The sequence below is a fragment of the Achromobacter sp. LC458 genome, assembly GCF_001005835.2.
Classification (GTDB): Bacteria; Pseudomonadota; Gammaproteobacteria; order Burkholderiales; family Burkholderiaceae_B; genus Achromobacter; species Achromobacter spanius_B.
Genome location: NZ_LBHW02000025.1, coordinates 24,444 through 46,184, shown reverse-complemented (window position 1 = coordinate 46,184; position 21,741 = coordinate 24,444). Strand labels below are relative to the sequence as shown.

General features: G+C 64.0%; 17 protein-coding genes. 11 read left to right on the top strand and 6 right to left on the bottom strand.

Annotated features, from left to right (window positions below; translation table 11 throughout):
- The first annotated feature begins 184 nt into the window (after positions 1-184).
- The 10 genes from YH64_RS19875 (at position 185) to YH64_RS19830 (ending at position 12,388) form a co-directional block, all read left to right on the top strand.
- Positions 185-913 carry a FadR/GntR family transcriptional regulator gene (locus YH64_RS19875; protein WP_046807055.1) on the top strand — a complete coding sequence of 243 codons (729 nt, stop codon included), beginning with the start codon at positions 185-187 and terminating at the stop codon, positions 911-913.
- Between the two features lie 462 nt (positions 914-1,375).
- The gene (locus YH64_RS19870; protein WP_046807054.1) at positions 1,376-2,392 is read left to right on the top strand and encodes an amino acid ABC transporter substrate-binding protein; all 1,017 of its coding nucleotides are present in this window, start codon (positions 1,376-1,378) and stop codon (positions 2,390-2,392) included.
- A 164-nt stretch (positions 2,393-2,556) separates the two neighbouring features.
- On the top strand, positions 2,557-3,765 hold the full coding sequence (locus YH64_RS19865) for an aminotransferase class I/II-fold pyridoxal phosphate-dependent enzyme (protein WP_046807053.1): 1,209 nt from the start codon (positions 2,557-2,559) through the stop codon (positions 3,763-3,765).
- A 3-nt stretch (positions 3,766-3,768) separates the two neighbouring features.
- Positions 3,769-4,959 (top strand): amino acid ABC transporter permease, encoded by a 1,191-nt coding sequence (locus YH64_RS19860; RefSeq protein WP_046807052.1) that lies wholly within the window; start codon positions 3,769-3,771, stop codon positions 4,957-4,959.
- A gap of 1 nt (position 4,960) precedes the next feature.
- Positions 4,961-6,064, top strand: coding sequence for an amino acid ABC transporter permease (locus tag YH64_RS19855; RefSeq protein ID WP_046807051.1), 1,104 nt, complete (start codon positions 4,961-4,963; stop codon positions 6,062-6,064).
- A gap of 41 nt (positions 6,065-6,105) precedes the next feature.
- Positions 6,106-6,846 carry an amino acid ABC transporter ATP-binding protein gene (locus YH64_RS19850; RefSeq protein ID WP_046807050.1) on the top strand — a complete coding sequence of 247 codons (741 nt, stop codon included), beginning with the start codon at positions 6,106-6,108 and terminating at the stop codon, positions 6,844-6,846.
- A gap of 292 nt (positions 6,847-7,138) precedes the next feature.
- Complete coding sequence (locus YH64_RS19845) at positions 7,139-9,856, top strand: T6SS effector BTH_I2691 family protein (RefSeq protein WP_370512765.1); 2,718 nt, start codon at positions 7,139-7,141, stop codon at positions 9,854-9,856.
- Entirely contained in the window at positions 9,856-10,965 is a 1,110-nt protein-coding gene (locus YH64_RS19840; RefSeq protein ID WP_143215451.1) for a DUF4175 domain-containing protein, read from the top strand. The genes YH64_RS19845 and YH64_RS19840 overlap by 1 nt, the downstream gene beginning before the upstream one ends.
- Before the next feature lie 34 nt (positions 10,966-10,999).
- On the top strand, positions 11,000-11,257 hold the full coding sequence (locus tag YH64_RS19835; RefSeq protein WP_046807295.1) for a PAAR domain-containing protein: 258 nt from the start codon (positions 11,000-11,002) through the stop codon (positions 11,255-11,257).
- 144 nt (positions 11,258-11,401) lie between these two features.
- Positions 11,402-12,388, top strand: a complete 987-nt coding sequence (locus tag YH64_RS19830) for a hypothetical protein (protein WP_255444581.1) — start codon at positions 11,402-11,404, stop codon at positions 12,386-12,388.
- 84 nt (positions 12,389-12,472) lie between these two features.
- On the opposite strand, the gene ilvA is transcribed toward YH64_RS19830, so the two are convergent.
- Positions 12,473-14,038, bottom strand: coding sequence for a threonine ammonia-lyase, biosynthetic (gene ilvA, locus YH64_RS19825; protein ID WP_082134651.1), 1,566 nt, complete (start codon positions 14,036-14,038; stop codon positions 12,473-12,475).
- 604 nt (positions 14,039-14,642) lie between these two features.
- On the opposite strand from ilvA, the gene YH64_RS19820 reads away from it, so the two are divergent.
- Positions 14,643-16,871: an NADP-dependent isocitrate dehydrogenase gene (locus tag YH64_RS19820; RefSeq protein WP_046807297.1), complete on the top strand. Its 2,229-nt coding sequence runs from the start codon at positions 14,643-14,645 to the stop codon at positions 16,869-16,871.
- Between the two features lie 124 nt (positions 16,872-16,995).
- Here the strand turns inward: YH64_RS19820 and YH64_RS19815 are convergent, their stop codons facing one another.
- The 5 genes from YH64_RS19815 to YH64_RS19795 all read right to left on the bottom strand — a co-directional run bounded on the left by YH64_RS19815 (position 16,996) and on the right by YH64_RS19795 (position 21,726).
- Positions 16,996-18,579 carry a glycosyltransferase family 39 protein gene (locus YH64_RS19815; protein WP_046807298.1) on the bottom strand — a complete coding sequence of 528 codons (1,584 nt, stop codon included), beginning with the start codon at positions 18,577-18,579 and terminating at the stop codon, positions 16,996-16,998.
- Between the two features lie 234 nt (positions 18,580-18,813).
- Entirely contained in the window at positions 18,814-19,614 is an 801-nt protein-coding gene (gene fetB / locus YH64_RS19810; protein ID WP_046807299.1) for an iron export ABC transporter permease subunit FetB, read from the bottom strand.
- Positions 19,605-20,222 (bottom strand): ATP-binding cassette domain-containing protein, encoded by a 618-nt coding sequence (locus YH64_RS19805; protein WP_255444580.1) that lies wholly within the window; start codon positions 20,220-20,222, stop codon positions 19,605-19,607. Before YH64_RS19805 ends, fetB begins: the two co-directional genes overlap by 10 nt.
- Positions 20,223-20,270: 48 nt before the next feature.
- Positions 20,271-21,023 carry an amino acid ABC transporter ATP-binding protein gene (locus YH64_RS19800; protein WP_046807336.1) on the bottom strand — a complete coding sequence of 251 codons (753 nt, stop codon included), beginning with the start codon at positions 21,021-21,023 and terminating at the stop codon, positions 20,271-20,273.
- 49 nt (positions 21,024-21,072) lie between these two features.
- Positions 21,073-21,726: an amino acid ABC transporter permease gene (locus YH64_RS19795; RefSeq protein ID WP_006219374.1), complete on the bottom strand. Its 654-nt coding sequence runs from the start codon at positions 21,724-21,726 to the stop codon at positions 21,073-21,075.
- Positions 21,727-21,741 lie beyond the last annotated feature (15 nt).

The window sequence follows — 21,741 nt, the reverse complement described above, 5'->3', positions numbered from 1 at the left end:
TTCTGAACGACCTTACCGTTGCAGTGTCGCCGTGAAAGCCCCTGGTCCGCGCCTTGTCCGGGCCTTCAACGCCACCTCGATCGCCCCTTCGTACAAGCGGCCGCGATGCCCGGAAAGCGTACACTTGCGGCTCCGGACGCGGGCCTAACGCCCGCTGCAACTGCCCCACCCTATAAGAGAGACGATGGAAACTCCCGCCCGGCCCCGCCAGCGTTCGCGCCTGACAGACGTGGTCATCCAGGAACTGAACAAGCGCCTGGACGCCCGCACCTATCGCGCCGGCGACAAGCTGCCGTCGGAACATGCGCTGTGCGATGAATTCAACGTCAGCCGCACGGTCATCCGCGAAGCGGTTGCGTCGATGCGCCTGAGCGGCCGGTTGGTCAGCAAGCCCGGCATCGGCGTATTCGTCACCGAAGACCGCGAAAAGCCCATCGACTTTGTCATCGAACCCGCTACCGACCCGCGCTGGGCGCTGCACATCATGGAGTTGCGCGCCGGGCTTGAGGTCGAGGCCTGTGGCCTGGCGGCCGAGCGCCGCAGCGCCTCTGACCTGAGCGGCATCGTGGAAGCGTTCGACGCGTTCAACCGGGCCACGCGCGACATGGAAGCCGCCGTCAAGGCCGACTACGAGTTCCACCTGTCCATTGCCAAGGCGTCCAACAACCCGCACTTTCCCGCGCTGCTGCGCGCGGCGGTGCGCGACGTCATGCTGGACTTGAACATCAAGCACGGCGGCAAGACCCCCGAAGAGCTCGAAACCTACGAAACCCGCAACGTGCGCGAACACGAAGCCATCCTGACCGCCATCATGCGCCGCGACCCGGGCGCCGCGCGCGCCGCCATGGCCCGCCACCTGGGCGACAGCATCGCCCGATACCGCAAGCTGCTGTCGCAGGCACCCGCGCAATAAGCAGGACCGCCAGGGGGAAACCGTGCCGGCGTTGTCACTGCCCGGCACGGAAATTACGGGAATCCCCTTACTTGCTAGCTTGTATGACAGCTGCCATCATACGTCTCATGACTTGACGGATTGAGCGCATGCCGGTTTTGCCGGCCCAAGCCCGACCAAGCGCCGTCCAAGCATGACTTTCGTTATGACCCTCGTTGTACAAGTACCGCCGATGAGTCCGATCCTATCTCTACGCACGACGTTCCAGCGCTACACGACGCGTATCCATCGGCATACCCCCTGACCTGAGCGCCTGAGCCGGTCAACCGCGCCCGTTCCGGGCCCGCTTCCCTTTCCTTCGCGCCTTCGCGTGCCCTACCCGCCCGGCCCCGGCCGGCGATCGGCTGCGCCTGCGCGACGGACCCCGCTTTCCCTTTCGCTTATTCCAAGCGTTTTCGACCCCCCTCCCCAGGAGCATTCTCCATGCGTAAGTTTCTGACCACCGCCGTTGCGGCGACTTTGCTGTGCGCCGCCTCTGGCGCGCAAGCCGGCGTGACGTTCGATGCCGTCAAGAAAAAGGGTTTCTTGCAATGCGGCTTTGCCGGCATCCCCGGCTTCTCGGTGTTGGACAGCAAGGGCGAATGGACGGGGCTGGACGTGGACATGTGCCGCGCCGTCGCGGCCGCCATGTTCGGCGACGCATCCAAGGTCAAGGGCAATGTGCTGACCGCGCAAGCCAAGTTCACCGCCTTGCAGTCCGGCGAAATCGACATGCTGTCGCGCAACACCACGCAGACGCTGACTCGCGACACCACGCTGGGCCTGATCGGCGTGGGCGTGAACTTCTATGACGCGCAGGGCCTGATCGTCAAGAAGTCCATGAACGTGAAAACCGTGAAGGAACTGGACGGCGCGACGATCTGCGTGCAGCCCGGCACCACCACCGAACTGAACCTGGCCGACTACTTCCGTAGCCGCGGCCTGACGTTCAAGCCCGTGCTGGTCGAAAACTACGACGAGAACTTCCGCCTGCTGGAATCGGGCCGTTGCGATGCCTATACCAACGACAAGTCCAACACCGCCGCCAACATGCGCACGCGCCTGGCCAAGCCGGAAGACTGGGAAATCCTGCCCGAAAATCTGTCCAAGGAACCCTTGGGCCCGATGGTTCGTCAGGGCGACGAGCAGTGGTTCAACGTGGTGCGCTGGTCGCTGAACGCGATGCTGGAAGCCGAGGAATACGGCATCACGTCCAAGAACGTGGACGACATGCTCAAGAGCACCAACCCGAACGTGCAGCGCATCCTGGGCGTGACGCCGGGCATGGGCAAGAACCTGGGGCTGGACGACAAGTGGGCCTACAACATCATCAAACAGGTGGGCAACTACGGCGAAAGCTATGACCGCGCCATGGGCAAGGACAGCCCGCTGAAGCTGGAACGCGGCCTGAACAAGCAGTGGACCCAAGGCGGCCTGATGTACGGCTGGCCGGTGCGTTAAGCGCCACCTGCTCTGCCTTAGCGACGGCGCAACCGCACTCTGGCAATACCCGCCGTCGCGGCATCCCGCCCTTGCGCGGCTTCGCCCTGGTGCTAAGCCGCTTTTCTCTTTACCCGCAAGCCCGGCCATCGCACGGCCTGGTTTGCCCTTTTTACGTTGTAATCATGAACAGCATCGTCAATGCCCGCCTGAAACAGATCAAACCCTCGCCCAGCATGGCCGCCAAGATCGTCGTCGACGAACTGCGCCGCCAGGGCCGCGAGATCGCCGACTTCACGTTGGGCGAGCCCGACATGCCCACGCCCGCCCACATCGCGCGCGCCGGCCAGGACGCCATCGCCAGCGGCGACATCCGCTACACCAGCCCGAACGGCACCGTGGGCCTGCGCCGCGCCATCGCCAACAGCCTGCAACTAGGCCTGGGCGTGTCCTACGGCATGGACCAGATCACCGTGGGCGCGGGCGCCAAGCAGATCATCGGCGCCGCGTTGACGGCCAGCCTGGAACCGGGCGACGAAGTGATCGTGTGCGCGCCGTACTGGGTGTCTTACCCCGACATGGTGCTGCTGAACGAAGGCAAGCCCGTGGTTGTGACCGGCCCGGAATCGCAAGGGTTCAAGCTGGACGCCGCCACGCTGGAAGCCGCCATCACGCCGCGCACGCGCTGGTTGATCCTGAATTCGCCCAGCAACCCCAGCGGCGCCGTCTACAGCGCCGCCGAGCTGCGCGCGCTGACCGACGTGCTGGTGCGCCATCCGCACGTCTGGATTCTTAGCGACGAAATCTACGCACCCTTCTGCTATAGCGGCCAGGCGCACGCCTCGCCCGTGCAGGTCGAGCCGCAACTGATCGGCCGCACGCTGATCGTCAACGGCATGTCCAAGTCCTACGCCATGACGGGCTGGCGCGTGGGCTACGGCGCGGGCCCGGCCGAGCTGATCAAGGCCATGAGCACGGTCATGTCGCAAAGCACCTCGTGCCCCAGCGCGATCTCGCAAGTGGCCGCGCAGGCCGCCCTGGAAGGCGACCAGTCCAGCGTGACGCAGATGGTCGACATCTTCAAGGCGCGCCGCGACTTGATCGTGCGCCGCCTGAACGCCATTCCCGGCATCTCGTGCGCGATGCCCGACGGCGCCTTCTACGTGTACGCCAACGTGCAAGGCCTGATCGGCCGCACCGGCCCGGCGGGCGAACTGAAGACGGACCTGGACGTCAGCCTGTTCTTCCTGCGCGAAGCCGGCGTTGCCGTGATCGACGGCGGCTCGTACGGCTTGTCGCCCTACGTGCGGTTCTCGTTCGCGACGTCCACCGAAGTCATCGAACAAGGCATGGACCGCCTGGAAGCGGCCGTCAAAGTCTTGATGGCGGACTAAGTCGTGGCCAAGCACACCGCGCTATCCCCGGCGCCGCGGCCCGCGCACCGGGTTTCCTGGAACGACCCGGCCACGCGCGCGCTGGTCTACCAGGTGCTGGCCCTGACGCTGGTCGGGGCCGGCGTTTGGTTCCTGGTGCACAACACGCTGCACAACCTGTCGATGCGCAACATCGCCACGGGGTTCGGCTTCCTGGACCGCGAGGCAGGCTTTGCGATTGGCGAATCCGTCATCGCCTACGGCCCGGCCGACACCTATGGCCGCGCGATCTTCGTGGGCGTGTTGAACACGCTGCGCGTGGGCCTGCTGGCGCTGGTCGCCGCGACGATACTGGGCGTTTTCATCGGCGTCGGCCGCCTGTCGAAGAACTGGCTCGTCAAGAAAATCACCTCGGTGTACGTCGAGGTGATGCGCAACGTGCCGCTCCTGCTGCAACTGTTCTTCTGGTATGCGCTGATCACCGAAAACATGCCCGGCCCGCGCCAGGCGCACAACCCATTGCCCGGCGTGTTCATTTCCAACCGGGGCCTGAAAGTGCCCGGGCTGGAAGGCGCGTCGCTGGACTGGGTGCTGGGCGGCCTGGCGCTGGCCATCGTGGCGATTCTGTTCCTGGGCCACTGGGGCACCAAGCGCCAGGAAGCCACCGGGCGCGCGTTTCCGCTGGGCCGCGCCGCCATCGGCTTGCTGATCGGCTTGCCCATCGTGGGCTGGCTGGCGGGCGGTGCATCGCTGACGTTGGACATGCCGGCGTTAAAGGGCTTCAACTTCGTCGGCGGGCTGACCCTGTCGCCGGAATTCGTCGCCCTGTTCCTGGGTCTTACCGTCTACACCTCGGCGTTCATCGCCGAAGTGGTGCGCTCGGGCATCCAGGCAGTCAACAACGGCCAGTGGGAAGCGGCCGGTTCGCTGGGCCTGCCACGCGCGAAAGTGCTGCGGCTGGTGGTGCTGCCGCAGGCCTTGCGCGTGATCATCCCGCCGATGACCAGCCAATACCTGAACCTGCTCAAGAACAGTTCGCTGGCGGTCGCCATCGGCTATCCGGACATCGTGTCGGTCGTGAACACCACGCTGAACCAGACCGGCCAGGCCATCGAAGGCATCCTCATCATCATGGGCGCCTACCTGACGGTCAGCCTGTCGATCTCGATATTCATGAATTGGTACAACAAGCGCATCGCGCTGGTGGAGCGTTGATATGAGCAGCACTACGCATTCCTTCACCGACGCCCTGCCCCCGCCCAGCACCCAGGTTGGCGCGTGGGCCTGGGTACGGTCGCGCCTGTTTTCGTCGCCGCTGAATATCCTGATCACGGTACTGCTGGCCTGGTTTTTGTTGATGTCGCTGCCGGCGCTGGTGGAATGGGCTTTCTTGAAGGCCAATTTCACCGCCACCAATGCCATGGAATGCCGCGCGTCCGTCGGCGGCGCCTGCTGGGCGTTCATCGTTGAAAAGCATCGGCTGATTCTGTTTGGCACCTATCCGTTCGACGAGCAATGGCGGCCGCTGATCGCGACGCTGATCCTGGTTGGCGTGATCGCGTGCAGCGGCATGCGCCGCTTCTGGAACGGCAAGCTGGCGCTGATCTGGACGGCCGGCCTGACGGCCGTGGCGCTGTTGATGTGGGGCGGCGTGTTCGGCCTGACCTATGTCGAGAACTCGCGTTGGGGCGGCCTGCCGCTGACGCTGATCCTGGCCACGTTCGGCATTGCGTTTGCCTTTCCTATCGGCGTGATGCTGGCCCTGGGCCGGCGTTCGAAAATGCCCGCCATCAAGGCGCTGTGCGTCGTGTACATCGAACTGATACGCGGGGTGCCGCTGATCAGCCTGCTGTTCATGTCGTCGGTGATGCTGCCCTTGTTCCTGCCGGAAGGCTTCACCATCGACAAGCTGCTGCGCGCGCAGATCGCCATCATCATGTTCGCCGCCGCCTACATCGCGGAAACGGTGCGCGGCGGCTTGCAGGCCATTCCGAAGGGGCAGTATGAAGGCGCCGATTCGCTGGGCCTGAATTACTGGCAGCAGATGCGCAAGATCATCCTGCCGCAAGCGCTGAAGATCGTGATTCCGCCGCTCGTCGGTATTTTCATCAGCCTGTTCAAGGACACGTCGCTGGTGGTCATCATTGGCATTTTCGATTTGACGCTGGCGGCCAAGGCGGCCCTGTCCGACGCGGCGTGGCGAGGTTTCGGGGTAGAGGCTTATCTCTTTATCTCGCTGATCTACTTCGCCTTTTGCTATTCCATGTCCAAATACAGTCAAGCGCTGGAAAAGCGCCTGGCCACCGGGCACGCGCGCTGATTGCGCCGCGTAGCCCCCGGTAAACCTTACGGAGACCAAGCATGTCGGATTCCATTATTCGATTGCAGGGCGTGAACAAGTGGTACGGCCAATTCCACGTGCTGCGCAACATCAATCTGGACGTCGCGCCCGGTGAACGCATCGTGGTGTGCGGCCCGTCGGGCTCGGGCAAGTCCACCATGATCCGCTGCATCAACCGGCTGGAAGAACACCAGCAAGGGCAGATCATTGTTGACGGCACCGAGCTGACCAACGACCTCAAGCACATCGAGACCATCCGCCGCGAAGTGGGCATGGTGTTCCAGCACTTCAACCTGTTCCCGCACCTGACGGTGCTGGAGAACCTGACGCTGGGACCCATGTGGGTGCTGAAACAGCCGCGCGCACAGGCCGAGGCCACGGCGATGAAGTACCTGGAACGCGTGCGCATTCCCGATCAGGCCAAGAAGTTTCCGGGCCAGTTGTCGGGCGGCCAGCAGCAGCGCGTGGCGATTGCGCGATCCTTGTGCATGAACCCGAAGGTCATGCTGTTCGACGAGCCCACCTCGGCGCTGGACCCCGAAATGGTCAAGGAAGTGCTGGACGTGATGGTGACGCTGGCCCAGGAAAGCGGCATGACGATGATCTGCGTGACGCACGAAATGGGCTTTGCGCGCAAGGTCGCCAACCGCGTGATCTTCATGGACCGCGGGGAAATCATCGAGCAGAACAACCCGGATGCGTTCTTCGATAACCCGCGGAACGAGCGGACACAGCTGTTCCTGAGCCAGATATTGCACTGAGGCGCCTCTTCATCAGCGTGACTGGCGTCGGTGCGCGTCTGACATGAAATGCCGTCCTTGATGAAGGGCGGCATTTTTTTTAGGGCGGGTACGTGGCCTCGCCGCGAACGGTGCAAGTAGGTTGCAAGGGCGAATCGAGCGAATCGGGCGATGGGGAGGCTGGAAAAATCCCGAAGGGGCCGCGTAGCACTGATTGGCCACGATTTCGTAACCCTCCTATAGATACACGCCTGCAAGCAAGGGAACATGGTGGGTTTTACGCCTTCCTGTAGCGGGTGTTCCCGCTTCGACCATGACGACCGAACCCAGTCTGGAATCCCTGGTGCCGGAAATTCTCCGCATCGCTGATCAGACGCGCTGCGACGCGGGCCCCAGCGCCGTGGTCGCGTGCAAGAGCGAAGTGGCCATCCTGCCCCTGCGCTATGCCGTTGTGACCGACGCCGGCCCGGGCCTGGATACCTTGGCGCCTGCGCTACCGTCCCACCTTGCCGCCAATTTTGCGCCGCTACAGGGCAAGCACGCGCGCTATGCCGTACGCACGATGCGCAGAGGCTATCTGTACCTGTTCACGAAGCGCTACATGAAGGACTGGTTCTGCGAAAGTGCCTATCGCACCTATGACACCGGTCTGTTCAAGCGTGTCTTTCCCTATGCGCCCCAGCACCACGCTCTTGAGCCGATCCATGAACCCACAGCCCGTGTGCACGATCTGCACGGCCCGGCCGAAAGCGGCCCCGGTGCCTGGACCGTGTGCCTGAAAGCCCCCGAAGACATTGAAGAACTTCGCGCCCTGTTCACGCCCGATCCCTTGACCAAGCGCATGCTGGACTTGATATCCAGCTTCAGCCCGCTACGCAATCAACTACAGAACTTCGATATCCGAAAGCTGCTGATGTCGTGCTCGCGTACGCCGGACGTGCTGGACCCCAGCACCATCGACGACACGCTGGCGGACGCCATCGCGCAAGATCAGCCTGACACCGCGTCGGTCCTGGCAGGCCAGCTTTATTCCGATCCCGAGAACCGCTACGCGCGCCAAATCGTCGCCCTGGATCTGAAGGAAAGCGCACGCCGTGCTCGCGGCTTTGGCATCGTGCTGCACGACGCCATCGGGATCACGCAGCAGCTCAATAGCTGGCGCAACGACGCCTATGAAGCCGTGCAGCGGTACTTGGACAAGAAGGACGGCAAAGGCGTCGAGAACCAGCGCAAGGTCTTGGTGGCCCAGGCGTTTACCGACGTCAAGCAGCAGTTCGAAGCCCGCTCGGCGGCGCTGGAAGCTCAACATTTCATCGATATCGAGCGCGCCAGGGTTTACGACCCCGGCATGGCGGTGGGCCGCAACTGGGTCTTGAACGACGACGAGCGTGAACGCTGGGACAACGAAGCAGACCAATACATCACCCAGTTCGAAGACGCGATGCGCGCCAAGATGCAGGCGAAGCTGGACAGCGGTGAGTACCGGCGCAGGTTCGACAGCAAGTATCTGTCTCCGGAAAAACCGAGGCAGGCGGTGCGCGTGGCAGACATGGACGTGGAGTTAACGACGTTCGACGCCGTGTCGGCGGCCGCCGAAAACGTCGGCGCCAAGCGCGCCAAGGATCACGAACGCTGGCTCACCAGCGAACAACTGCTGAGCGCGCTGGACGTCTACGACGACCGGGATCTGACAAGCGGCTGGCGCTTTGCCGGCCAGACAGGCTTGTGCGTGCTGGGCGCGGACGGGTGCGCGAGCACGGCGGATCTGATCGAACAATGGTGGACGGGAAACCCGACCGACCGCGCCAACCTGGCGATGCGCGGCTTTGCGCTGAACCAAACAGAGATTCAGGCGGAATTGCAACGCACGCTGAACGCAGCGCGCCTTCACGCGCAAACCCAGGCGCGTGATCCTATTCTGTCTAACGACAGAATGATCCAGCAGGTTCAGGCCGGGTTCGTCGCCGTTCAACATCTGGCTGATCTATTCAACAAGGCGAACGGATTGTTCGAAGCCTTGTCAGCCGCAGGCGAAACGAACCTGGCGGGTGGCGCCCTGGCCTGGTATTCCAGCCTGGGCCGCCAATCCCTGCGCTACGGCTCGACCGGCAAGGAATGGGCCTTCCATGGCATCACCCGAAGCTGGCTGGCGGCCAGCGTCAGCAAGCGGGCCACAAACTTGCGTATCGACGAACTGACCAAACTAGGGCGTAGCGCGGATCCCAAGCAGTTGCGCGCACAGATTGGCCGGAACACCAGATTCGCATTTGCCACCGAACTTGTGGACGCCCATCGCAGTGACTTTTACAAGCTGCGCGCCAGCAGCTGGTTGCTGTTCTTTGAAGCGGCGTTGATTGCAATGCGGGTGCGGGATATGCCGGACGATGAACGCGGCGCGGGGGAGTTGATCGCCCATGGGTTGCTTGCGGGTGCTGCGGGTACGGAAATACTGGCGGCCGGGACGGAGTTGGTATTGCAGCATTACAGCGCCGCCAGCGTCACCGGAACGGGAGCGACGGTCTTTCTGGGGCAGCTGAAGCTGGTCGGTGGCGCGTTGGCGGCGGTGGGTGGGGTGGTGTTGATGGGGTATGACTGGAAGGACGCACGCGCCGCTAGGCAGGAGCGCAAGCAAACGCTGTCACGCGCTTACTCGACTAGGTTTGCAGCGGGACTTGCCATCCTAGCCAGCCAGTCCAGTATCGCTTTCGCGGCCGCCGGGCCCATGTTCAGAATCTTGGCTGAGCGGGCGGCTAGAGCCACCGGGGTACAAGGAGCACTCGGTCTTGCGGCTGCTATTTCCAGCTATCTCGGACGACCAGCGGTCCTGCTGTTCATGCGAAACGTCTTGCTACGCAGTGCGTTGGTCGGACTGGTCGCCACTTTGGCAATATGCATCTTCGATGACGACGCTCTTGAAAAATGGTGCAAACGTTGCCTTCACCGGGGCTACGACTATCACGGCAACCCACCTTTCCGCGAAATCAGCGAAGAACTCTCTGCACTGTATAGCGCCTTGCTGGAGCTGCTGTAGTGTATTTGACCGAATGGATCATCTGGCTGAGTAACGTCAAATCAGACACCTGGATCAATGCCCATAGCGACGAACCTTATGAGGCGACTCCTATCTACGAAGATCCCGCACGATCAGAGCAAAATCGCGCGCATGCTCAACGCTTCTCCAAAGCGAAGATTCGAAGCCCCGTCTACGCTTGCGACAACACTATTCTCGAAATGCGCTGCGGCGGCATGGAAGAAAAGCGAGGCTTCGTTACGTTCATTTCCGCTTTGTTCTTTCTCCCGATGGCTGGCGCTGTCCGGGGAGTTCATATTGACCTTACTCACTTTGGTTGGAGCAGCCTTGACGCGTGGGACGCCGCATATACGACTTTTGATTTTTTGCTCGGATTGAGCTTCCTATACGTCTATTTCAAATACCTCTTCCGCTTCACCCGCCTGGAATCCCTTACGTCCCGCCACCTGCTCATCCGATTCAACCGCATCACCCGCCAGGTCTACCTGCACCGCCCACCCAGTTGCGGCGGTATCGCCGTACTGCCCTGGGATGACATTCATCACGATGCAGTCCCCGGCGTGAACCTTGTCGTTGGCTGGTATCCGCCCTATTCCCCGCTGCCTTTTCCCAACATGGTTTTCGTCGGCAAGAAAAGCGTCAGCGAATTCGATATGAAAGCCGAATGGGAGTACATCCGCCGCTACATGGATGAAGGCGGTCTGGATGCGGTATCCCTGCCGCGCCTGAGTTCGCACCTGCCTTTGCCTTGGCCCGCCTTCGCGGCGCAGTTTGAGGCGCTGGGCCCGTACCTGCGTCACAGCGGCCCGTTGACCTGGCTTGGAATGCTATTGATATCTCCGGCCCTGCTGGCTATCGGCCTGGGGCATTGGGTGTCGCTCATGTTGTGCTGGCGTCCGCGTTGGCCAAAGATCATTCGGGAAGCCGGCTTGCCCGGCAAGCCGACCCCGCCGTTGACCACCATCGACGACTACCCGCCGGACGTTCGCGCGGCGTTGCTGGAAAACACGCATCGATGGGTTGTGCGGCCCGGTTCGCCGCCACCACGGCCCAAGTTTTCATTGACCCGCCGCAAACGGCCCCGGGTTACTCCCCGCGACCCCGTTTGACTGCGCCCTTTATCGCTTTCCACCTGGAATATTCATGACTCCCATCGCCCTAGTCGGACACGCGCATTCCTGCCCCCTCCATGGCCCCGGCACCATCGTCAGCGGGGCGTCCAGCGCCGCTGTCAATGGCCGGCCCATCGCGCGGGTGGGCGACCGCATCAGTTGCGGGGCGGTGATCGTCACCGGGTCGGCAGTGGCCAAAGTGGAAGGACAGCCGGTGGCTCGCCAAGGCGATACCACCAGCCACGGCGGCACGCTGATCGAAGGCGACGGCAGCTGGCTATCGGCGTAAGCGGCCGGGACGATGCCGGGCTGAAGGTGGCAAACCCGGGTCACGGAGCGCGGGCGCCGGATCGAAGGCGGTATATAGTCACCCCGGTAACGCGTCACCATGCACGCCACCCAGGGAACCTGCCGAATGACGAGAAGCCGCATCATGGCGTTTTTTCTCAGCCTGCTTGCCGCGCCGGCCGGCGCCGGCGTGATCTACGACAACCATGGCCTTGTCGTCGACATCACCACCGGCGGCCAGCGGGACTGGAATACCGGCCAGCGCCAGAACACGCGCAGCACCACCATTTCGTTCCAGGGCAACAAGCTGTGCGGCAAAGACGTCGGCAAGCTGCTGTACCCCGACGGCCGCAACATGGCCGCCAATGCGTTCTTCTGCGCGGCCAACGCGCGGGCGTTGGAAACGGACGCGGTGCTGGCCTACTTCACCAGCTCCAGCGCCGATGCGGCACTGGCGCACTTGCAGGTGGTCAACGGCGCGCTGCGAGTGAACCGGCTGGCCTTGTCCCGCCAGCCTGATCGCGACAAACCCAGTGGCACGCGCTTTGAAGAAGCGCGCCTGCCGGGCTGGACGCGCGTGGAAACCGCGTGGGCCGAAACGGTGATGATCCGGCACGCGTCGCTCGCGCCTGCGCAACTCTCGGTCAAACCTGGCGGGTCCGCGCCCGGTGCAACGGGCGCAGGAGCCACGCGCCCCGGGGTCATCAACCTGGGCGCGGGCAAGCTGCTGGATGTGGATGGCGACGTGGTCTATCTGGCCATTCCGCCCGGCCGCGATGTGGTGGTGGTCGAGCCGGCAACGCGCATCAAGGACGCACAGGGCGACATGCGGATCGTGCCGGAGGTCGTTAAGTTTGTAGACACGCCGTTGGCGTTTCGCGCGGTGCGTTTGCCCACCGGCCAGGAGCTGGCGCGCCTGGATGTGAAGGACACGTGCGCCGCCCTGCCGGCCATGGAATTCAACCAACCGGACCCGCTGTACCCGTCCTCGGCCAGGCGCGACGTGCTGTTCGACGACGTGCCCGCCTGGCGCGCGGCCACGCTGCAATTGACGCAGACGGCGGGCCGCGCCACGTTGCAGCTGAAACCCGGCGTGACCTTGCCGACCAAGCCGAACTGCAAACGGGGCTGACGCCGCCGCGTGGCCAAGGCCCGGACCCTGTTGCCGTGAAGGGTGGCCCGCAGCGCTTCGCACCTGCCGCGTGCCCTACCCGCCTCAGATCAGAAACTGCCGATACGCCTCGTTATCCGTTTCCTCGAAATGCGCGTAGCCCAGTTGCCGCAGAAAGGCGTCCAGCGCCGCGCTGTCGGCCAGCGGGGCCTGGATGCCGACCAGCGCCGAGCTGAAATCCGCGCCCTGGTTGCGGTAGTGGAACAGGCTGATATTCCAGTTGGGCGCCATCTCGGACAGGAACTTCATCAGCGCGCCGGGGCGCTCGGGGAACTCGAAGCGGAACAGCCGCTCTCCACCCGCCAGCGGCGAACGGCCGCCCACCATGTAGCGGATGTGCTGCTTGGACACCTCGTTGTACGTCAGGTCACTGACCGAAAACCCCTGCTCTTGCAGCGCCGCCATGATGTCGGCGGCATCGCCACGCCGCGCGATCTGCATGCTGACAAAGATGTGCGCGGTGTGCGCGTCGGCAATCCGGTAGTTGAACTCCGTGACGCTGCGCTGCCCCAACACGCGGCAGAACCGCCGGAAGCTGCCGCGCTCCTCGGGCACGGTCACGGCGAACACCGCTTCGCGCGCCTCGCCGACTTCGGCACGGTCTGCCACAAAGCGCATGCGATCGAAGTTCATGTTCGCGCCTGACGTCACGGCCACCATCGACAGCCCCTGCGCGTTTTCGCGTTCAACGTATTGCTTCAGCCCCGCCAACGCCAGCGCCCCCGCAGGCTCGAGCACGCTGCGCGTATCCAGGAACACGTCCTTGATTGCCGCGCACACCGCGTCGGTATTCACCAGGATGATTTCGTCCAGGTATTCGCGGCACAGGCGGAAGGTTTCCTCGCCCACCAGCTTGACCGCCGTGCCGTCGGAAAACAAGCCGACTTCAGCCAGGTTGACGCGTGCGCCGGCCTTGATGGACTGCGCCATCGCGCAGGAATCCTCGGTCTGCACGCCGATCACCTTGACGCTGGGGTCCACTGCCTTCACATAGGCGGACACGCCGGCCGCCAGGCTGCCGCCGCCGATGGGCACGAACACCGCGTGCAGCGGGCCGGCGTGCTGGCGCAGGATCTCCATGCCGACGGTGCCCTGCCCGGCGATGACATACGGGTCGTCAAACGCGGGCACGAAAGTCATGTCGTGTTGCTGCGCCAGCGTTTGGGCATGGGCGTAGGCGTCGCTATAGGAATCGCCGGCCTGCACCACCGTGACGGTGGGCCCGCCGTGTGCGCGCACCGCGTCCACCTTTACCCGCGGCGCGGTTTGCGGCACCACGATGATGGCGCGCACGCCCAGTCGCGCCGCCGAAATGGCCACGCCCTGCGCATGGTTGCCGGCGGACGCGGTGATCACGCCCCGGTCCAGCGCGGCCTGCGGCGTGTTGCGCATCTTGTTGTAGGCGCCGCGCACCTTGAAGGAAAAAACCGGCTGGTTGTCTTCGCGCTTCAGGTAGACCGTATTGTTCAGCCGCGTAGACAGGCCGCGCGCCAGGTCCAGCTCGGTCTCGCGGGCAATGTCGTACACCCGGGCCGTCAGAATCTGGCGCAGGTATTCCATGGGCGAGGCGTTGCCGTGCTGGAATGCGGTGTCGGGGGTAGCGGTTTGCATGGGGGTTCTCTGCTTTGGGGAAGACTTGCCCGGCAGAGGCGGCCACAAAAAACCCGCCTCGTGGGGCGGGTGGCTGTGACTGTTGCGGTCGCGCGCTAACCCACCATTTTTGGAATGATGGTAATAATCAGCGCAATGCGGACGGCGGGGAAATTCATGACGCAAAGCTTGCGCCGGGCGCGCGAATTTGTCAAATCGGGCGCGGCGGCCTGACGGCGATATGGGGTTTGTGCTGCGGGCCACCGTGCCCCTCTCGTTCGCGTCATTGCCCGCCTGGTGGTTTGCCGGCCCGGCGCCCTTGCGCCATATCCTGGCCGTATTGATGCGATATCGAGCCCATAACGCAGGCTTTATCGGTGATTTCCCTGCGCGTCAAGCGTGTCGCGGTATTACAATACTGGCTTCGTGGCAGTTCGCACCTTCCAGAATGACCGGTTAAACCGGCTCATTAATAAAGGACGGGCAACCGCCAATTTGCGCGGATCCGGAGCCTGCTTCGCATCTGCCCATACGAACCCACTCTCGACAACATCTACCGGCGTACGCCGCTTAGCATGTTCGGGTTTGCGCCGAAAGCGCTATGCGCCGAACAGATTCAAGGATCATGTCTCTTACTCCGAAGATTATCTATACCCTCACCGATGAAGCGCCGGCGCTTGCAACCCGTTCGCTGCTGCCCATCGTCCAGGCATTCGCCAAGCCCGCGGGCGTCACGGTGGAAACGCGCGACATCTCCCTGGCCGGCCGCATCATCGCCCTGTTCCCGGATTACCTGGAAGACAGCCAGAAGCTGTCGGACGCCCTGGCCGAACTGGGCGCGCTGGCCGTCAAGCCCGAAGCCAACATCATCAAGCTGCCCAACATCAGCGCCTCGATGCCCCAGCTGAAGGCGGCCATCAAGGAACTGCAAGACCAGGGCTACAAGCTGCCCGACTACCCGGACGCCCCCGCCAACGACACCGAACGCGACGTGAAAGCGCGCTACGACAAGGTCAAGGGCAGCGCCGTGAACCCGGTTCTGCGCGAAGGCAACTCCGACCGCCGCGCGCCGCTGTCGGTGAAGAACTACGCCCGCAAGCACCCGCACAAGATGGGCGCCTGGTCGGCTGATTCGAAGTCGCATGTGGCTCACATGTCCGACGGCGACTTCTACGGCACCGAAAAGTCGGCGCTGATCGCCGAGGCCGGCGACGTCAAGATCGAACTGACCGCCGCTGACGGCACCAAGACGGTCCTGAAGGAAAAGACCCCGGTCAAGGCCGGCGAGATCATCGACGCCGCCGTGCTGTCGACCGCCAAGCTCATGTCCTTCCTGCAAGCCCAGATCGACGACGCCAAGACCACCGGCGTGCTGTTCTCGGTGCACCTGAAGGCCACGATGATGAAGGTGTCCGACCCCGTCATCTTCGGCCACGTGGTATCCGTGTTCTACAAGGATGTGCTGGCCCGCCACGCCGCCGTGCTCAAGCAAGCCGGTTTCGATCCCAACAACGGCATTGGCGACCTGTACGCCAAGATTCAATCGCTGCCCGCTGACCAGCAAGCCGCGATCACCGCCGACATCGACGCCGCCTACAAGACCCTGCCGCAACTGGCGATGGTCAATTCCGACAAGGGCATCACCAACCTGCACGTGCCCAGCGACGTCATCGTCGATGCGTCCATGCCGGCCATGATCCGCGACTCGGGCAAGATGTGGAACGCCGAGGGCCAGCTGCAAGACACCAAGGCCGTCATTCCCGACCGCAGCTACGCGGGCGTCTACCAGGCCGTCATCGACGACTGCAAGAAGAACGGCGCCTTCAATCCGGTCACGATGGGCAGCGTGCCCAACGTCGGCCTGATGGCGCAAGCCGCCGAAGAATACGGTTCGCACAACAAGACCTTCGTCGTCCCGGCATCGGGCACCGTGCGCGTCACCGACGCCTCGGGCAAGGTGTTGCTGGAACAAGCCGTGGAAGCGGGCGACCTGTGGCGCATGTGCCAGACCAAGGACGCCGCCATCCAGGACTGGGTCAAGCTGGCCGTTACCCGTGCCCGCGCCAGCAAGACGCCGGCCGTTTTCTGGCTGGACGAAAAGCGCGCCCACGACGCCCAGGTCATCGCCAAGGTCAAGCAGTACCTGAACGACCACGACACCAGCGGCCTGGACCTGCGCATCCTGAACCCGGTTGAAGCGACCAAGTTCTCGGTCAAGCGCATCCGCGAAGGCCTGGACACCATCTCGGTTACCGGCAATGTGCTGCGCGACTACCTGACCGACCTGTTCCCCATCATGGAGCTGGGCACCAGCGCCAAGATGCTGTCGATCGTTCCGCTGGTTGCCGGTGGCGGCCTGTTCGAAACGGGCGCGGGCGGCTCGGCCCCCAAGCACGTGCAGCAGTTCCTGGAAGAAGGTTTCCTGCGCTGGGATTCGCTGGGCGAATTCATGGCGCTGGCCGAATCCCTGGACCACCTGGGCCGCGCGTACAAGAACCCGACTGCCCAGATCCTGGCCAAGACGCTGGATCAGGCAACCGCCAAGTTCCTGGACGAGAACAAGTCGCCGGACCGCAAGGTCGGTGGCCTGGACAACCGTGGCAGCCACTTCTACCTGGCCATGTACTGGGCCCAGGCCGTGGCCGCGCAAACCGACGACCGCGCGCTGGCTGCGCAGTTCGCCGGTGCGGCGGGCGCCTTTGCTGAAAACGAAGGCAAGATCGTTGAAGAACTGAAGGCCGCGCAGGGCAAGCCGGTGGATATCGGCGGCTACTACCAGCCCAACGAAGCGCTGGCCAGCCAAGCCATGCGCCCCAGCGCCACGCTGAACCAGGTGCTGGCCTCGATCGGCTAAGCGTCACTGTCCGGCGGCGCTTGCCGCCGGCACAAAAAAGCCGGCAGCCTTGGTAAGGCTGCCGGCTTTTTTATGGGTGCAAGGCAGTGGTTGCGGGCGTATCGGGCGTATCGGGCGTATCGGATCAGCGCGCGCCGCCGCACATCCGTTGGCGGAAAGCGGTGTCGATATCCAGCCGCCAGACCGCGCGCGTAGCGCCGGGCAGGCGCGGCGCCACGCCGCTCAGTGCGGGATAGCGTCCGGCGTCGTCGTCGCGGCCCCAGATCCAGAAACGCGTGCCATCAGCCGACGCGCAAAGCCGCGCGGTCAAATCTTCGTTCTGAATCAATACCCGCTTGCCGACGACCGGGTCGAACACCGCCGCGTCGTACAGTTCCTTGCGCCAGTTGTCGCGCGTGGGAATCTCCGGGTCGTTCCAGTTATCGACAATCCAGGAAGGTTCGGACGCCTTCGTGTAGAAGCCCAGATCAAACGGCAACGCATGCAACGCCACTTGCATGTCTTGCGGCCGCATGTCGCCGCGCAGTTCTTTCATGGTGGGGCCGACGCTACCGCGCGGGTTGTTGGATGCCACGATGATCGCGCCCAAGCAGATGATGGCCGCCACGACGATGGCAATGCCCACGCCCCGGCGCTTGCCGGCTGCCCAGGCCGGCGCGACGCGCTCGGTGATCAGAAATGCCAGCGGCGGAAACACCGGCAGCACATAGCCGATCAGCTTGGATTGCGGGATGGAAAAGAACACCATCACCACCGCGATCCAGATCGCCATCAGCCGGCGCAGCCCATGCGGATCGGCGTCACGCCAGAACGCGCGCGTGAAAATCGCCGCGCCCCAGATCGACCACGGCAAGGCAAGCCCCACCACAATCGGCACATAGAACCAGATCGGCTGCGCGTTGTTGAAGCCGCTTTGCGCGAAGCGTTCAAAGTGCTGGTAGACGAAAAAGTAATGGTAGAAGCCGGGAAACTTCATCTGCATCAGCGCGAACCACGGCACGGCAACCACGGCGAACGCCAGCAAGGCCGGCACCCATAGCAAGGCGCGCATGCCGCGCCAATCACGCCGCAGCAGCAGCCAGGCCAGCACGATTGCGCCGGGCAGCGCCAGCCCGATCAGCCCTTTGGCCAACACGGCCAGCGCGGCCAGCACTCCGGTTGCGATCGACATGCCGCGAAACGCCCGGCCGTCGGCGCGCCGCAGGGCCGTGTCGGCGGCGGCCAGCACGCACAGCGTGATCATGCTGGCAACCAGCATGTCCATGTTGGCAAACTGCGCCGCGCCAAAGAACAGCGGCATCAAGCCCAGGATCACGACGGCCCAGCGCGCCTGCGCCACATTGCGATAGCGCGACACGAACGCATACAGCCCCGCCCCCGCGCTCCACGCGCCCAGCAACGACGGCACGCGCGCGCTGAATTCATGCACGCCGAACAAGGCGTAGCTGATTTGCGCCAGCCAGTAATACAACGGCGGCTTGTGAAAATATGGCATGCCGTCCAGCAGCGGCACCATGGGAGACTGGCTGCGCAGCATCTCCCAGGCGACGCCGGCGTAGCGCCCTTCGTCGGGCAAGGTCAGCCAGCGCGCCCATGCCAAGGCGGCCAGCCAGACGGCCAGGCCCAGCAGCACTTGCCAGCCGGGAATGGACGCTTGCGTCGCCACGCGCGGAACAGACCGGGCGGCGGGGGTCAGCACGGCGCTCATGCCGGGTGATCCTGCGCCGACGGGTGCGCGGCAAGGGGAAAGGCGCGGGGAAAGGCGCTGGGAAAGTCGCCCGCCAGGCGGGGCGAACCAGACTCAAAAGACATGAAAGTCCTGGGTAAGAAACGTTCGGAAAGGCTCAACATGGCACCTATTATGAAAAGGGTAGCGTCGAGTTCTCATGAAATTTCTTAAACCGATCTGAAATAATACGCCGCCCTGCCCGCCTTGGCAGCCCTATTTCGATGCCGACAAGCGGTCCAGTCGCAAGCGTCCCCGATCGTCCGTCAGCCTGCGCATGGCGCCGTAAGCTGCCCCCATGGCCGCCATGCCGCTGGCGCCGCACAGCAGGAACATCAGCAGGATCTGGTATTTGGCGGCGTCGATGGGGTCCATGCCCGCGATGATCTGCCCGGTCATGATGCCGGGCAAGGTGATGATGCCGGCCGCCGACATCTGATTGACGCTGGGCACAATGCCGCGCCGGACCGATTCGCGCAGCAACGTCGAAAACGCCTGATGCGGGGTGGCGCCCAAGGCCAGCCGCGCCTCGATGGCGAGCTTTTCGCGGCGCACGCCGGAAAGAACGCCGTCCAGCGCCAGGCTGGCGGCATTGAGCACGCTGCCCAGCACAATGCCCACCAGCGCGATGGCGTAGCGCGGGTCGAACCAGGGTTCTGGCCGCAACGCCGTGCTCAGGATGAACATAGCCGTGATCAAGGTGGTGGCCGCCACCGCCAGCGTGCCGACCCAACCATTGCCATGCCCGGCCAGCCGCGCCTTGGGGCGGGCGGCCACCTCGCGCGCGGCCAGCGCCATCATCACCGCCACCACCAGCGCCGTCAGCATCGGCGTGGCATGCGCGAACACCACGCGCAGGATATGGCCGACCAGCAACAGCTGCACCACGGTACGGACCGCCGCCCACAAGACCTGACGTTGCAGGTTCAGCCGCAGGGCGAACGAAATTGCCGCGCACAGCAGCACCAGCAACGAGGCAATGACCAGGTCCAGCGCTTGCAGTTTGATCACGTCCATAGCGGCTCCAGTTGGCCGTTGGTCATGCGCCACGTCCGGCGCGCCAGCCGCCGGGCCTGCTCGGCATTGTGCGTCACCATCAGCATGGCGCCGCCATGGTCCAGGAACTGTTGCAGCGCGGCTTCCACGGTGACGGTGGCGGCCTGGTCCAGCGCCGCCGTGGGTTCATCCAGCAGCAGCACGCGCGGCTGTAGGGCCAACGCGCGCACCAGCGCCAGGCGCTGCCTTTCGCCAGTGGAAAGCTCGTGGACCAGGGCGTCCAGCTTTTCGGGCGTCAGGCCCAGCGGCTGCATCAGGCGTTGCGCCTGCGCGCGGTCGGTGAAATGCGGCGCGACGTGATCGTCCCACCACCCCGCCTCGGCCTGGCAATAGACGACCTGACGCCGCCATTCATGGCCGCGCATTGCCGAACGCGGCCTGCCGAGCAGTTCGACCTCGCCATGGCCGGGGTCCAGGTCCGCGACCTGGCGCAGCAGCAGCGACTTGCCAGAACCCGATGGGCCCACAATGGCGCCGCACTCGCCGCCGGCAAGATCCAGGCTGACCGGGGCAAGGCGCTGGCTATACACGCCACGCAATCGCAGCATCGGCATGATGTCAGAGCGCATCCACCCCTCCGGTACCGGTGCGCGGCGCGATGCCCGCACCGGCGTTGCTTACAGCATGTGGGCCAGGAATTCCCGGCTGCGAGCGTGTTGCGGCGCACTGAAGAACGCGGCCGACGGCGCTTCTTCGACGATGCGCCCTTCGTCCATGAAGATGACGCGATGCGCCACTTCGCGCGCAAAGCCCATTTCGTGCGTGACGACCAGCATGGTCATGCGTTCGTCGGCCAGCTGCTTCATGGTGCGCAGCACTTCGCCCGTCAGTTCCGGGTCCAGCGCCGAGGTGGGTTCGTCGAACAGCATGATGTCGGGCTCCATGGCCAGCGCGCGGGCAATCGCAACACGCTGCTTCTGGCCGCCCGACAGGCGCGTGGGATAGTTGTCGCGCTTGTTCAGCAGGCCGACTTTGCGCAGCAGTTCTTCCGCCTTGGGGATGATCTGCGCCTTGCTCATGCCCTTGACGGTGATCGGCGCTTCGATGATGTTTTGCAGCACCGTCATGTGCGGGAACAGGTTGAACGACTGGAACACCATGCCCATCTTGCGGCAGATGCGCCGCACCTCGGCGTCGCTGGCGTAGTGGCTGCGGCCGCCGTCGACGGCGCGCGCCATCACTTCGCCTTCGACCTCGATACTGCCTTCGTCGATGGTCTCAAGGTGGTTCAGGCACCGCAGAAAGGTGCTTTTGCCGGAGCCGGACGGGCCGATCACCGCCACCACCTCGCCCTGACCCAGCGTCAGCGAAACCTTGTCCAGCACGCGGTTGGCGCCAAAGGACTTGGTGATGTGGGTGGCCTGGATCATGACCGGGCGGGCGCCGGGGGTGCCGGCGGTGCCCGCGGCAAGCGGCGGATTACTGGTCATATTTGGCATAGCGCTTTTCCATGTGCTGGAAGAACCACGTCAGGACAAGCGTCATGAGCAGATAAAAGGCGGCGGCCACCAGGAACGGCGTGGTGGTGAAATCGCGCTGCACGATGCCGCGCGCGGTGCGCAGGATATCGTTCAACGCCAGCACGTAGATCAACGACGTGTCCTTGACCAGCGTGATGGTTTCGTTGCTCATCGGGGGCAACACGCGCTGCACCATCTGCGGCAGCACGATGCGGCGCAGCGTTTGCAGATAGGTCATGCCCAGCACCTTGCTGCCTTCGTACTGGCCCCGGTCCACCGACTGGATGCCCGCGCGGAAGATCTCGGCAAAGTACGCGGCGTAGTTCAGCGCAAACGCCACCACGGCCGCCGGAAAGTCCGGCAGCCGCACGCCCACCACCGGCACGAAAGGCAGGGCGAAGTAGATGAACAGCATTTGCAGCATGAGCGGCGTGCCGCGCATGAGCCAGATGTAGCCGTTGACCAGGTTGCTAAGCAGCGGCCACTTCGAAATGCGCGCCAGGGCCAGCACCAACCCCAGCGGCACTGCCAGGGCCAAGGTGATGAAAAACAGCGTCAAGGTCACTTTCGCGCCTTCCGCCATCGGCCCCAACAGAGAGAGAACGTAGTCCATTTAAGAGAGGTCGCG